This window comes from Pedobacter yulinensis, assembly GCF_003029735.1.
In the GTDB taxonomy this organism is placed as follows: domain Bacteria; phylum Bacteroidota; class Bacteroidia; order Sphingobacteriales; family Sphingobacteriaceae; genus Pedobacter; species Pedobacter yulinensis.
Genome location: NZ_KZ686268.1, coordinates 1362581 through 1376470 on the forward strand (window position 1 = coordinate 1362581; position 13890 = coordinate 1376470).

Annotated in this window: 10 protein-coding genes and 1 tRNA gene; 6 read left to right on the forward strand and 5 right to left on the reverse strand. The window is 52.5% G+C overall.

The window, feature by feature from the left end:
• Positions 1 to 6: 6 nt before the first annotated feature.
• From C7T94_RS06045 to C7T94_RS19740, 3 genes are all read right to left on the reverse strand, one after another.
• Positions 7 to 1089 (reverse strand): efflux RND transporter periplasmic adaptor subunit, encoded by a 1083-nt coding sequence (locus C7T94_RS06045; RefSeq protein ID WP_107214378.1) that lies wholly within the window; start codon positions 1087 to 1089, stop codon positions 7 to 9.
• 147 nt (positions 1090 to 1236) lie between these two features.
• Positions 1237 to 1635: a hypothetical protein gene (locus C7T94_RS06050; RefSeq protein ID WP_107214379.1), complete on the reverse strand. Its 399-nt coding sequence runs from the start codon at positions 1633 to 1635 to the stop codon at positions 1237 to 1239.
• A 128-nt stretch (positions 1636 to 1763) separates the two neighbouring features.
• A complete protein-coding gene (locus tag C7T94_RS19740) occupies positions 1764 to 1961 on the reverse strand; it encodes a dihydrofolate reductase family protein (protein WP_107214380.1) in 198 nt (65 codons plus the stop codon).
• A gap of 395 nt (positions 1962 to 2356) precedes the next feature.
• On the opposite strand from C7T94_RS19740, the gene C7T94_RS06060 reads away from it, so the two are divergent.
• A complete protein-coding gene (locus C7T94_RS06060) occupies positions 2357 to 2707 on the forward strand; it encodes a hypothetical protein (protein ID WP_162618572.1) in 351 nt (116 codons plus the stop codon).
• A gap of 6 nt (positions 2708 to 2713) precedes the next feature.
• Here C7T94_RS06060 and C7T94_RS06065 read toward each other — a convergent pair whose 3' ends face one another.
• Positions 2714 to 4786, reverse strand: coding sequence for a glycoside hydrolase domain-containing protein (locus tag C7T94_RS06065; RefSeq protein WP_107214382.1), 2073 nt, complete (start codon positions 4784 to 4786; stop codon positions 2714 to 2716).
• Positions 4787 to 5143: 357 nt separating this feature from the next.
• Between C7T94_RS06065 and C7T94_RS06070 the strand changes: the two genes are divergently transcribed.
• Positions 5144 to 7069, forward strand: a complete 1926-nt coding sequence (locus tag C7T94_RS06070) for a sensor histidine kinase (protein WP_162618573.1) — start codon at positions 5144 to 5146, stop codon at positions 7067 to 7069.
• On the opposite strand, the gene C7T94_RS06075 is transcribed toward C7T94_RS06070, so the two are convergent.
• Entirely contained in the window at positions 7054 to 7890 is an 837-nt protein-coding gene (locus C7T94_RS06075; protein WP_107214384.1) for an alpha/beta hydrolase, read from the reverse strand. The two genes, C7T94_RS06070 and C7T94_RS06075, sit on opposite strands and share 16 nt — an antisense overlap.
• Positions 7891 to 8053: 163 nt before the next feature.
• Here C7T94_RS06075 and C7T94_RS06080 point away from each other — a divergent pair, with 163 nt between their 5' ends.
• The 4 genes from C7T94_RS06080 to C7T94_RS06095 all read left to right on the forward strand — a co-directional run bounded on the left by C7T94_RS06080 (position 8054) and on the right by C7T94_RS06095 (position 13242).
• Complete coding sequence (locus C7T94_RS06080) at positions 8054 to 9481, forward strand: arylsulfatase B (RefSeq protein WP_107214385.1); 1428 nt, start codon at positions 8054 to 8056, stop codon at positions 9479 to 9481.
• Positions 9482 to 9564: 83 nt separating this feature from the next.
• Complete coding sequence (locus C7T94_RS06085; protein WP_107214703.1) at positions 9565 to 11103, forward strand: sulfatase family protein; 1539 nt, start codon at positions 9565 to 9567, stop codon at positions 11101 to 11103.
• A gap of 206 nt (positions 11104 to 11309) precedes the next feature.
• The gene (pafA, locus tag C7T94_RS06090) at positions 11310 to 12974 is read left to right on the forward strand and encodes an alkaline phosphatase PafA (RefSeq protein ID WP_107214386.1); all 1665 of its coding nucleotides are present in this window, start codon (positions 11310 to 11312) and stop codon (positions 12972 to 12974) included.
• A 196-nt stretch (positions 12975 to 13170) separates the two neighbouring features.
• A tRNA-Glu gene (locus tag C7T94_RS06095) sits at positions 13171 to 13242 on the forward strand.
• The last annotated feature ends 648 nt before the right edge of the window (positions 13243 to 13890 follow it).

The following is a 13890-nucleotide window of genomic DNA, read 5'->3' on the forward strand; positions in this document are numbered from 1 at the left end:
AATGGGTTATTCTGTTTTGAGCCTCAGTTGTGAAATGACAGTGCCCGGTGCCTGGAACTGGTAGTCAATGCGGTCATTGTCGCGCACTTTCTGCACGCCCTCGAGCAGAACGAGGTCCCCGGGCTTAAGGCCACTCCCCACGATATACAAGTCGGGTATTTCTCCCGCAATCGCAATGCTGCGCGCATGCACCTTATGATCTTTTCCGACCAGGAATACATAAGTTTTGTCCTGGATTTCATAGGTGGCTTTTTGCGGAATCAGCAAGGCGTTCCGTACGGGAACCGTCATCTGTACCTTGCCGGTTTCGCCATTGCGCAGCAGGTGATCGGGGTTGGGGAAACGTGCACGAAAGGCAATGTTACCCGTCTCGCTGTCAAACTCGCTTTCAATTGTTTCTACAATCCCCGGATAGGGCAGTTGCTGGTTGTTGGCCAACAGCAGCTGCACTTTGCGGTTTGCCCGGCCCCCGGCGTTTGTCTGGTAGTCGAGGTATTCAGGCTCCGATACGTTGAAGTAAGCAAACATCTGCGTGTTGTCAGAAAGGCTGGTCAGCAGTTCCCCCTCATCGATGAGGCTGCCCGGTTTAAGCGGGATCCGGTCAATGGTACCGTTAAAAGGGGCGCGGATTTCGGTAAAAGAAAGATGCAGTTTTGCCAGCGAAGCTGAAGCTTTTGCCTGCTCCAGCCTGGCCCGGGCCAGGGCCAGTTCGTTCTTAGCGACAACATTTTTGTCTGACAACATTTTCGTGTTTTCCAGTTCGATCTCGGCAGCGCGCGTCTCTGCCAGCGCTTTCCGGTGCTCGGCTTCGTAAACCTTCGGCATGATGCGAAACAGGATCTGCCCGGCCCTGACGAATTGTCCTTCATCTACATAAATGTTTTGCAGGTATCCTTTTTCCTGGGCCCGGATCTCGATGTTGCGAATGGAATGGATCTGGGAAACGTATGAACGGACCAGGGAGGTATCAAGCTGCAGCGGGCTGGTAACGGCATACCGGCTTGCCGATTCTTTTTCTTCTTTTTTGGTTGTGCAGGCCGCGCTATACAGCAGCAGGCACAGGCCTGAGAGCATGGTGATTTTCTTCATAATAAATAATGAGTGTAAGCAAAGTGGTTGCGCAGTGCCAGCGGCGACCGCGAAGAAAGGGGCGCCTGCAGGAAACCGCTGCGAACGAAGCTCCCGACCGCGACGGGCAGGAACTCAGGCCGGCAGTAAACTACAGAAATAAAAAGATCAGATCCGCAGCGAACGCTGGGTCAGGTAAATACTGGTGCCGGCAGCAAAGAAGCGGCGGTGTGAAAAAAATAGGTGAAGCGAACGGCCAGGATCGCTGAAAAGAAAGGCGCATGCCAGCGTAAAGAAAAAGCTGGCCAGCAGCACGTACTTACGGGAAAAGAGAAAATCCTCGTCTTCTTCGGTACTGAACACTTCGTGATGGCCCGGTGGAATAGTGCTGCCCCGCAAGATCGATCCGGAAGCGGGTCCGGAAGCAACAAGTTGCCTAAGAATCTGTTTCTGGTCTTGCGCGGGAGCATAGACACTGTGGTCATGGTGCTTGCGATAATGTGTATACTCGCCGCTCCGCAGGAGCAGGAAACACAACGAGATACACAGGAACATGACAACTTTCATGACGACGCAAAAGTAACAGCTTGATCGGGATTTTCAGAACATGCCAGAAAATTTATGTCAGGGCCTGGTAAATAAGTTAAGCTAAAGATCGTCAGCAAAGCGATGCGCCCGGCTCGTTTAAATGCCCTTTACTTGTCCGGCCCGGGCAACAAGCTGTAATGATGCAGGACAACGCCTGTGCCGAAGCTTTTCCTAAACTCCAGCCTGAGACCCGAGGGCTGGCCTGCCGGGAAAAGCGGGCGGCCCCGGCCAAGCATGGTTGGGCATACAAAGAGGCTTAATTCATCAATCAGCCCTGTAGGCAGCAATGTTCGGGCAAGGTCGATACTTCCCCAAGTACCATATCCTTGCCTGGCTGCGCTTTTAGTCTCTGCAAAGCCTCTTGCGCCGTGCCGCTTAGAATGTTGACCGCTTCATTCCCGGCCCAGGGCGCATGGTGTCAACCCGATTAAGGAAATCCAGCTGCCAGAGCTCGAGTTCATTAACAGCGGCACCGCTCCGGCCGCAGGGATAAAGCCGGCCTCACCATTTTGTCTGCCGCAAACTGGTCGAGTGAAACGAACCCTGTAAAATGACTTTTCTCATGGGTGAATTTTTTTTGAAGGTAATGAAAACGTAAACACTAAAAAAAAAGTTGAATTTAAACATAGTACTATGTATTGCATACTAGCTTTTCTTTTTTTACATTTGATTGGTCAGGCCCATTGCCTGGCATCTCATCATGAAAAAGTTTTTAGCGGGGATCGCACTGCTTCTTGCCGCATGCGGCAGCGGTCATAAACATATGGTGATCCGCGAGGAATTTCCCGGAAAAAAACTGCGCATTGAATACCGTGGCGATGTTGTCTTTAATGCAGCAGGATCTGCAATCAGGAGCATGCAGCCGGGGGCCAGCGTTCACTACGAACTGAACGGAGCGAGCTTCCTGGCAAAGGCAGATCGGGAAGGGCACATCCTTTATGCCTGCAACGGCAAGCAGCCGGCAGCCGTACTCAGGGGGCGCGAGAAACTGTTTATGCAGCGTGCCATTGCCGATATGGTCAGGCTTCGCGGCAGCAAAGGGGTAAAATAATAATGTTTATTTGCCGGCGTCGCTTAGCCAAAGCTGGTCTGTGCCATATTGCTGCGGTTGCGCATGGGCGGTAATTTCCAGTGTACCGCCGGCCATGATTTCGGCGTGGCTTAGCCAGGTTCGCCCGATGTCTTTGCCGTTCAGCCGCACCCGCGCAATGTAGTGGTTGTTCCCGGCAAAGTTGCTGACCTTAATCTTGAGGCTGTTTTTGCCTTGGAGGCTTAATGTTATTGCCGGAAAGGCGGGTACGTTGAGATAATAGATCGGCTGCCCCACATTTGCAGGGTAGATACCCAGCGCGGCAAGAACAAACCAGGAAGACATGGCGCCGCCGTCGTCGTCCATGGTGCGAAGTAAAGCCTGAGGTTCGTTTTTGAACACACGGCCGATATAGGCACCGATATCACGTTCATTGCTGTTGAAATAGTTCTCGATAATGGTGTCAAGGGCAATGGTGCGCATGAGTTTCTGGCTTTTCCAGGTTTGCCGTGTGGCATTGTAATACACGGGAACCTGGATGTCGGGTTCGTTGGTATGCGTGTAATAATTCTCGCCGAAAAAGGTGTCGAGCTGACTGATAAATGCGCTTTCGCCGCCGGCGGCGGCCATGAGCCCTTTGAGATCGTAAGGTACAAGCCAGCGGTATTGCCAGACTGTTCCCTGGTACATGTTTCGCGCCGGCAGCCGGTCTACATCTTTTTTACTCAGGTCGCGAAATTCCTGGTTCCAGGTCTGCGTCCACTGGCTGCGCGCCATTTCCAGGTATTTAGCAGCTTCAGCATCCTGTTTCAGGTGGCTGAATATACCCGCCAATGCCCAGTAATCGATAGCGGCTTCGAGCTGTTTGTCTGGCGTTTTGGTGTCGATCCGCGCCACCTCGGCCCGCAGGGAATCAGCCAGCCCGTCAAGCTCAAGTTTATAGCCTTTATTTAAAGCATCGAGCAACACGACCAGGGCATGCTCCGTGCGAACGGAATTGGCAGGTTCGGTCTGCGTTGCATAGTCTTTTTTGCCATGCCTGTACAGGTTGGCTACAGACTGCGCAATAGCCTGGTACCGGTTCGAGAAAGCGAGGGAGAGCAGCGGCAGCTGGGTTTTATAATTGTCCCAGATGCTCCAGCCGTGATAGGCCCCCTGGGCTGAGCTTTGCTCAGTGCCGTCAATAGCCTGGTATGAGCCGTCTTTTCCCGACACCAGGTAAGGCGACTGCAGCGCCCGGTAAAGCATGGAATAAAAAAGTTTTTGCCGGGCAGGTTCGCCGGTTACGGTAATGCGTCCCAGTTCCGCTGACCAGGACGCAGCTGCCGCAGACCGGATGGTTTCGAACGGCCTCCTGCTCAGGCGGCTGCCGGCCTCTGCCTGGCTGTTGGAGGAAAAAGCAACGCGCAGTGCCAGCGTGCCATTGCCTTTTTCTGTGGCAATCAGTTCATGAGCCGTGGCGCCGGGTCTGAATGTCGTCGCATCGGGAAAGGCCATGACAAAGAATACCTTGTACGCCCCGGCGCCGCAGGTTGTCCGGGCTTTTATCCAGCCGCTGATCTTATTGCCGGTTACACGGTGTTCCTCGGCTATAAAGGCGCCGTTGAACGCATGGCTAAAGTCGATCAGCAATTTTTTTTCAGTGGTCTGCTTCGGATAGGTATAGGTTTCCATCCCTTCGTAAGCCGCAACGGTCATGGCGGCGCGCATGCCATTGCGAAAGTTGACCGCATAGTAACCTGCGGTTCCCGTATCGCTGATCTTAAAAAGTTCGAAACCACGGGCATCATTACCGGTAAAGGGTTTTACAAAGAGGATTCCCCCGCTTCCCTTACAGCCAACGCCCTCGAAACGGTTGTGCGTAAAACCGGTGAACTTTCTGGCCAGGTGCTCATAACCGGCATGGATGTGCGGGTCGGTCTGCGGGCCTATGCTCAGGTAACTAAAGGGAGCCGAGGCTGCCGGCGAGAGCTGTCCATGGTCGCCAGAGGTTCCGAGGAAAACATTTACAGCTGCGGCGGGCGATTGCCCCCGGCCCGGAACAGCGATCAGCTGCAAGAAACAGCACAGAAATGCAAGCATTCTTTTTCTGAAAAACATGGTGTCGGCTTTTGGTTCGCAAATTAAGATTTCGCCACGTTTCTGCGGACGGTTTTATCTGCGAATCGTGAAATGTTACAATCCTTCCCAGCTGCGCTGGTTGTATTCCGGGCCATTCCGGGCTATTGGCATGTCGATTGCCTAAAAAGGCTTGGCTGTGCAAACGGGGTGATGTAGACAATTCAAACAGGTGGGGGGGAGAATGCGTAGGTGCAGCCAGTGTGCCTGAGTTTTACCTGATTCAATCTACCTATGCTTAACCTTAACCTAAGGACTGCTTGCTTTGCTGTGGTTGCTGTGCTCCTGGCCGGTTGCAGTGACCGTAAATCGGCCTCAGATCATGAATTTTCGGCTTTATTGAGCCTTTCAGACAGTTTATATACCCAGGGAAAGGGTGATGTTGCCGAGAAACTGCTTTCGCGGTTTCGCGAAGAGATCGATTCCAGCGACCCGCGCCTGGCCTCGTATTACATGCAGGTTTGCCTGGTCAAAGAACCGGCGCCAGCCGCTTTTGAGGCCTATGCTGATAGTGCTATGTCGCTGTTTATCAGTAATAAGTCCAGGGAAAAATTTCCACAGGAGTATCGCCAGGCCTTAATGCTGAAGGGCGACGCCAGCCTGGCAGCGCAGAAATACCACCTTGCTATTGATTATTTCGCTGCTGCGCGCAAAGTTGCCGGTACCCAAAATTGCCAGAGTGGCCTGGTTTCTTCCCGGCTGGCCGGCATTTATTTCGGGCAAAAAAATTACCTGATGGCCGCAAGACGCTGGGCGGAAAGTGCCCGGCAACTCAACCTGTGTGCCGGAGATATGGAGCCTAAAAAGCTGTTTTATCAGTTACAGGGCGCTTTGAACAATGCTGGATACGCCTATATGCTCGCCGGGCGGCAGGACAGCGCCTTGCATTTTTTCCAGGCCGACAGCCAGTGCATTGCGCGTGCGGTAAAAAATCCGGCAATTGGGGAACCTTTTACCCGTGCTGCCCGCATCGTGTTATTCGACAACCTGGCGGGACTGTACATTGCAAAGGGAAATTTTGAACAGGCCGCCGCGTACCTGCGGCAGTGCCTGGCCGTGCCGCTGGTCGTTTACGACGGGATTCTTGCGCCACCCCTGTTGAAACAGGCGGAAGTGGCTATGCACAACAGGGATCTGCAAGCTGCCGACGACGCCTTTACGAAGAGCAGCAAACACCTCGTCACGTTTCCCGATGGCAGCCTGAGGGGAACCCAGAAATGGCATTTGCTGCGCTCCAGATATTACCTGCTTGCCGGTCAGCCGGTCAAGGCTTACGAACACCTCCAGACACACCTGCGGCTGAAAGATTCCATCGACAATGCATCGGCAGCGCTTTTCAGGCTGGATGTAAACAGGGAACTGCAGGCAGTGCAGCAGCAGAAAGCGCTGGCAGAATTTAAACAGCAGGATAAGCTGGAAAAACTTTACCTCGCCGGAATCATCGTGGTTGTGTGTTTTTCGGGCGCGGTGATCCTGCTGATTACAGGAAACCTGCGTTCCATACGGAAGAACCAGCGCATCACGGCCAGGCACAATGCTGAGCTTCAGGAAAGCCTGTCGGAGCTGGAACGGGCCAACCAGAACTACATCCGCATTATGAGGGTTATGGCGCACGACCTGCGCAACCCCCTCTCCGGGATTACAGGGCTTGCCAACCTCCTGCTTATGGATGATAGCCTGAACAAAGACAGCCGGCATATGGTTGGCCTGATTGAGAGTTCGAGCCGCAACTCGACAGAAATGATCAACGAATTGCTCAGTACCGGCCTTTCGCAGAGCAGTGAGCCCATGCAGACCGCGCCAGTTAACATGGTCGAATTGATGAACAATACACTCGAACTGATTCGTTTCCGCGCTGCTGAAAAGGAACAGCGCCTTGAGTTCGATGCACCCGCCCTGCCCATCAATGTGCGGATAAACCGGGAAAAGATCTGGCGCGTGTTAAACAACCTGCTTGTCAATGCGATCAAGTTCAGTCATGCGGGGGGCATCATTCGTCTGGCGGTCAGTACGCACCACAAAGAAGCCATCGTTGCCGTGAAAGACAACGGGATTGGTATCCCCGCCGAGTTCAGGGACAGGGTGTTTGATATGTTTACAGAAGCAAAAAGGGCCGGTACTTCGGGCGAGCAGCCCTTTGGGCTGGGCCTGTCAATCTCGAAGAACATTGTAGACAAACATGGCGGCCGAATCTGGTTTGAGAGCGAGCCCGGGCTGGGTACAACCTTTTTCCTGGCCTTGCCGCTTGATCAGGGTGCCGGATAGCCCAGGCGGGTGGTTAGCCGCCGTACCTCGTCCAACAGCAGTGGAAAGGCCGGATAGGTCATGTTGTGGCCATAGCCATCCAGCTCCATCAGACGGGTTTCCTTGTGCCCGTTTAGTTTCATCATGCGTTCCAGATAGGCGTTTTCCTCATACCGGCCCAGCATTTCAAGCTCCCGGTTGCCGGTAATTAACAGCATGGGCGGTGCATCGGCCCGGGCATGGTACAGGGGTGAAAATTGGTCAACAAAGGCCTGGGTATCTTTCATTCCTCGTTCCTTCCGGATGGTGAAATGTGTAATGGCTTGTCCGCTTAAGGGGATCAGCCCGGCAATCCGGTTCGCATCAAGGTCATGGCGGCGCAGGTAACTTCGGTCCAGCGTAAGCATCATGCCCAGGTAAGCACCGGCCGAATGGCCCGAAACAAAGATCAGGCTGTCACTGCCGCCAAAACGTTTAATGTTCTGAAAGGTCCAGGCTACGGCTGCGGCTGCATCGCGGATAATTTCTTCTCCCGTGGCCCGGGGAGAAAGCCTGTAGCCGACGCCGATCACAGCGATTCCTTTTCTGAGAAGGGCTTCCGGCAGTTCAGGGTTGCCGCCGGTCAGGCCGCCGCCATGAAACCAAACTACCGTTGCAAAGTTCTTTTTATTGACCGGGTAGTATAAATCCAGTCGGCAGCGCTCTTTCAGGTAGGCGTTTTCGCGCTGGGCATTTGCATCTCCGTAGGCAATGTCTTTATCCAGGGCATACCGTATTTTTTGTTGTCCGAACGCCGCGGCCGAAATAAATAAGATCAGGAAGGTCGTGTAAAGAATTCTCATTAGTGTATTTTGAACACTAAAGTTAGGCTTTTAAAGCGAATAACGGCACCGGGTGCTCCCGGGAAGGCAAAAAGCGCCTTTACGACAATATTCTCAGCCGTGACGACAGAACTGCTAAGAAACCCGATCCAGTGGTGTTATCATTGCATGAACGTATTTCAAAATGAAAAGAATAAAACTTCTCTGCCTGATCCTGGCACTGCCGGTCTTCCTGGCTGCACAGCAGAAAAAGCCGAACATCATTATCATACTTGCTGACGACCTTGGCTGGGGCGACGTAGGTTTTCACGGCAGCGGGATCCGCACGCCGAACCTGGATCAGCTGGCCAGAGAGGGGGTAGAACTGACACGTTATTATACAGCACCGATCTGTTCGCCAACCCGGGTGGGATTACTGACCGGACGTTACCCGAACCGCTCGGGTATCCGGGAAACGACTATACCGCCCTGGAGCGACTTCGGACTTGATACCACAGAAGAACTGCTGCCGCAGATGCTGGCCCGCTCAGGGTATATACACCGCGCCATCATCGGCAAATGGCACCTGGGCCATGCATCCCTGTCATACCACCCCATGCAGCGTGGATTCACGCATTTTTATGGCCACCTGAACGGGGCGATCGACTATTTTTCGCAGATGCGCGAAGGGGAGCGCGACTGGCACAACGACCTCAAGCCTTCGGCGGATACAGGCTACGCTACCGAACTTATTACCCGCGAGGCGGTCAAGTGCATCGGTGCGTATGCGGGTGATGCCCCATTTTTTATGTATGTGGCATACAATGCACCGCATGGCCCTTTCCAGGCACCGGAGGCCTGGCTAAAACAGTACGGGTACGATCCGGCGAAACCGAAATACGGCAAAAAGAAACCTGCAGACCCGGGCGAGGAAACCGGCGATGGCCTGGGGCACGGCAACACCATCAGGCAAACCTATGCGGCAATGGTCAGCTGCATGGATGACGGGATAGGTCAGATTATGAAGGCCTTGAAAGACAAGGGCATCGATGAGCATACCATCGTGCTTTTTCATAGCGATAACGGCGCTGCCGGCAGCGGGAACTCAGGTTCGCACGGCTCTTTGCGCGGATATAAGTTCGATGAGTGGGAGGGCGGGGTACGTGCGCCCGCCCTGGTACGCTGGAAAGGCGGCGGTTTGAAAGGCGGTACCAGGATTGACCAGGTAATGGGTTATGTGGATATCTTCCCGACGCTGAAAGCGATTGCAGGTCAGCAAGAGGCTGCAAAAAAAACGCTGGATGGCCTCAACCTCTGGCCGGTGCTCAATGGCTCGGCCGGTAAGCTGGACCGGGAGTTTTACCTTGGGCATGGGGCATTGCTGAGCGGCGACTGGAAACTGATCCTGGACCAGGGCCGGCCCAATATGAAACTTAACGGTGATGTGCTGTTCAGGATACCGCCCGACGATGCCGAGACAGAAAATGTGAGGGCTGCCCACCCTGATGTTTATAAACGGCTGAAAGCCGCTGTGGCGCCCTATGAGGCCATCCGTTCAAAAAAAGAGATCTTGTCTAAGGGGCCGAAAAACGGGTTTGTAGCACCCAAAGACTGGCAGATTACCAAAAAATGATAGCACCTGGCGGGCGCAACTCTTCACACTGTCCTTGTCAGAGCCGCTGATTAAATTACTAACTTGGCATGAAATCTTGGTTTATGAAGAAATTTTCGTTGAGTATTCTGGTCCTGCTTTTACCGGCATTGCAAAGCTTTGGCCAGCAGGCTTTCAAAAGCAAAACGGCAGGGGCAGGTACGGCCACCAGGCCCCGGAACGTGATCTTTATTCTTTCCGATGACCACCGGCATGACGTGATGGGTTCTACCGGAAAGATTCCAGGTTTACAAACGCCTAACCTGGACCGGATGGCCCGCGAAGGGGCACACCTTCAGCAAGCCTTTGTTACGACTGCCTTGTGTTCGCCCAGCCGGGCGTCGATCCTGACAGGGCAGTATGCGCACACGCATACCGTTGTGGACAACGAAACGCCTGCGCCCTCCGGTCTGGTTTACTTTCCACAGTATCTGCAGCAGGCAGGTTATGAAACGGCCTTTTTCGGGAAATGGCACATGGGCGGCGGCGGCGGGGAACCTAGGCCGGGGTTTAACCGCTGGGTAAGTTTTGCAGGGCAGGGTGTTTACTACAATCCGGAACTCAATATTGACGGCAAGATGGTTCCCTACAGGGATAGCGCCTACATTACAGACGTGCTGACAGACCTGACCCTGGAATTTCTGAAGAAACGCGACCGGAAAAAGCCTTTTTTTGTCTACCTGTCGCATAAAGCAGTGCATGCCGAGTTCAGTCCGGCGCGCCGCGACAAGGAAAAATACCGGAACCTCGAGGTGCAATACCCCGTATCCATGTTTTCTACAGCCAATGCCCGGAGCAAACGGTATGTGAAAGGGCGCCAGGCAGACAGCAGCGGCCGGAAGATCAATTATGCCGATATTCCACAATGGGTGCGTGCGCAACGATACAGCTGGCATGGTGTTGATTTTATGTACCATGGGCAAACCGACTTTGACCAATTTTACGTCGATTACCTGGAAACGCTGATGGGTGTAGACAACAGTGTAGGCCGTGTCCTCGATTTTCTGAAAGCGAACCAGCTGGACCAGGAAACCCTGGTTGTGTATATGGGCGACAACGGCTTTTCTTTTGGCGAGCATGGACTGATCGATAAGCGGCATGCTTACGAAGAATCAATGCGCGTACCCCTGCTTGCCCGCTGCCCGGCCCTGATCAGGCCCGGCACCCGGATCAGACAAATGGTGCTGAACATCGATATTGCGCCAACTGTGCTGGCTCTTGCCGGCATTGAGAAGCCCCGGCAAATGCAGGGCGAATCGTTTGTTCCGCTGCTTCAGGGCAAAACCGTGAAATGGCGTGACCGGTTTTTCTACGAATATTATTGGGAAAACGCTTTTCCGCAAACACCCACCCAATACGCGGTGCGTACTGATCGTTATAAATTTATCCGCAGCCAGGGCGTATGGGATATTGACCAGTTGTATGACCTGCAGGAGGATCCGGATGAACTGAATAACCTGATCAGAAGCGGCAGGCACCAGGAAATTGCCCGGCAGCTAAACGCCGAGTTGTGGTCCTGGCTCGGAAAATCGAATGGCTTGTATATTCCATTGAAACCCATCCGGCAGAAGAAAAATGACCACCTGTACCGAGGTACCTGGTAGGGGCAGCATGTTGGTGTTTTATAGAAAGCAAATGAAAGTAATTTGGTCGGCGTGCGCTGCCTTGCAGTGTGTGCGGCTTATAATTTATTCCAGATTATTTCTGATGCTTTCGAAACTCTGAATTGCAATAGTAAAGTTACCGGGAAAATCGTGCAGACTTCTGATATTTACTATTTCAAACCACATTGTAAACCGAAATTCAGTTCATGAAGAAAAAATACGCGATTCATTACTGCCTGGGGCTGCTCGCCGCGGGTCTGATATTTTTAAACAGCGGCGATGCGCTGGCGCAAACGAAAACTTCTGGTAAAGTGCCGAGGCCAAAACTGGTCGTAGGCATAGTCGTTGACCAGATGCGCTGGGATTACCTGTACCGGTATTATGACAGGTACAGTGCTAAAGGCTTCAGGCGGATGCTGGGCGAAGGCTTTACCTGCGAAAACACCTTTATCAATTACCTGCCTTCGGCAACGGCGGTGGGTCACTCAACCATTTATTCAGGCTCGGTGCCGGCCATTCATGGCATTACCGGCAATGACTGGATTGACCGGTTTACCGGCAAGTCGGTCTATTGTACAGCTGACTCGACTGTGCAGCCTGTCGGCGCGCAGACTGATGCGGGGAAAATGTCGCCGCGTAACCTGCTCGCCTCGACCGTTACAGACGAGTTGCGGCTGGCCACCAATTTCCGGTCGAAAGTTGTGAGTGTGTCATTGAAAGACCGGGCATCGATTTTGCCCGCCGGACACAACCCAACGGCTGCCTTCTGGCTGGATGATGAGTCGGGCAAATTCATTACCAGCAATTATTACATGAATGCACTGCCGGCCTGGGTAAACAATTTTAATGATGCCAAACCGATAGAGAAGCTACTGTCGAATGGGTGGAACACCCTGTATCCGATCCAGACCTACAAGCAAAGCACAGCAGACGATGTAGCCTGGGAAGGGAAGTTTAAAGGCGAGAGCCGTTCCGCTTTCCCACACGACATGGCAAATATTTACAAGACATCGCCGGGTTCTTTCAGGCAGACACCTTTCGGCAATACGCTCACGCTCGATTTTGCGAAAGCAGCGATCGATGCCTACCAGTTGGGTAAAGGCACCGAAACCGACTTTCTGACCATCAACTGCGCGTCGACAGACTATGTCGGACACATGTTCGGCCCCAATTCGATCGAAGTCGAGGATGTATACCTGCGCCTGGACCGCGACCTTGGCTTGTTTTTCGATAAGCTGGATGCCCAGCTGGGTAAAGGCAATTACCTGGTTTTCCTCACAGCCGACCATGGCGCTTCGCACTCAATTGGCTTTAACCAGCAAAGCAAAATTCCGGCTGATATCCTGAATAACCGGACTTTGCTTACCGGCCTCAACAAATACCTGGGCGACAAATACAATGTGGAAAAGCCGGTGCGTTATGTGGGTACTTATCAGGTTTACTTTAACCATGAAGTGATCGAAAAGAAAAAACTGGACCTGGCGGCGGTTAAGCAGGATGCAATGAATTTTCTCCGTAAACAGCCCGGAATTGGCTTTGCGGTCGATTTTGAAAACATTGCAGGTGCCTCGGTGCCAGAGAACATCAAGACGCGCATTATAAACGGCTACAATTTCAAACGCAACGGCGACATACAGATCGTTACCGAACCCGGCTGGTTCAGCGGCAGTGCGATTGGTACCAACCACGGCACCTACAGTCCGTATGATACGCATATCCCGCTGGTGTTTATGGGCTGGGGTGTGAAACACGGATCAACCAACCGCGAAACCTACATGACCGACATTGCGCCAACGGTAGCCGCTTTTCTGCGCATTCAAATGCCGAACGGGACGATTGGAACGCCGATCGGAGAGGTGCTCGGAAAATAGATCTGAAAAAGGTAAGCCGGAAGCTGGACATTGATGAACTAAAGTTCGGTCGTTCAGTGTATTGATGCGCTGACTGCCCGAATTTTTCACTTTTTTTTGCAAAAACCTGCGTGCTGTCTATATTTGCACCCGCAAGCAGGGCGGTACTGAAGATCCGGTTTAAGGCGGAACACAGGCACAGGCCCGACACTGAAGCGGCCCGTTCGTCTAGGGGTTAGGACGCAAGATTTTCATTCTTGAAACAGGGGTTCGATTCCCCTACGGGCTACTTGATGGGAAAGGTTCAAATTCAATGAACTTTTCCCATTTTTTTGCTCTTTGTTTCGCTGTTTATCAGCAGGATAAGGCCGAGCGGTTCGCTTAGCCTGGCGGTTGGATGTTGCATTCCGCCAAAGCAAATGTTTTCGCGGCCTGGTTGAGGTAGTTTAAGTTTTCAATAATTTGAGGAAACTTCTAATTTCCCAGTCTATTCCCGTGGAGGACAAAATTTGGACTTTCCTAGTTCTCAGAATGGCCGTCCACATTAGCCAGACGCATTAAATCCTGATGACGACTAAACTCACATTAACGAGAGGATACAGAACTTATTCAGCTAAGATATACCCGTCAAAATGGAAAAGCTTATCCGATATTGTCGAAAATTACCTTATTCTATTGGTGCTTCAGAGGAAACTGTGCAAACCTATCGCCAGGATGCCGAAATTAATGGGGTCAGTAAAATTTCCTGAAGATTTTTATTATAGAAGGAGCCAGGCAAGATTTTGAAAGAGAAACGCGGGTTAAGCATGAAACAAGTTATACCAACATAGGCATTCATTTTCTGGCAAACCGGCAACCTTTTGCAAATGGATGCTGCAGCTTGAGTTAGCTGTAAATGGTAAGGTACGGATTTTTATAGCCGCTGTCTCTTGCAATA

Excerpts from the sequence above, each read along its gene's own strand:
- C7T94_RS06060 (WP_162618572.1), top strand. The coding sequence starts at position 2,357 with ATGAAAAAGTTTTTAGCGGGGATCGCACTGCTTCTTGCCGCATGCGGC.
- C7T94_RS06085 (WP_107214703.1), top strand. The coding sequence starts at position 9,565 with ATGAAGAAATTTTCGTTGAGTATTCTGGTCCTGCTTTTACCGGCATTG.
- pafA (WP_107214386.1), top strand. The coding sequence starts at position 11,310 with ATGAAGAAAAAATACGCGATTCATTACTGCCTGGGGCTGCTCGCCGCG.
- C7T94_RS06065 (WP_107214382.1), bottom strand. The coding sequence starts at position 4,786 with ATGTTTTTCAGAAAAAGAATGCTTGCATTTCTGTGCTGTTTCTTGCAG.
- C7T94_RS06050 (WP_107214379.1), bottom strand. The coding sequence starts at position 1,635 with ATGAAAGTTGTCATGTTCCTGTGTATCTCGTTGTGTTTCCTGCTCCTG.
- C7T94_RS06045 (WP_107214378.1), bottom strand. The coding sequence starts at position 1,089 with ATGAAGAAAATCACCATGCTCTCAGGCCTGTGCCTGCTGCTGTATAGC.
- C7T94_RS06080 (WP_107214385.1), top strand. The coding sequence starts at position 8,054 with ATGAAAAGAATAAAACTTCTCTGCCTGATCCTGGCACTGCCGGTCTTC.
- C7T94_RS06075 (WP_107214384.1), bottom strand. The coding sequence starts at position 7,890 with ATGAGAATTCTTTACACGACCTTCCTGATCTTATTTATTTCGGCCGCG.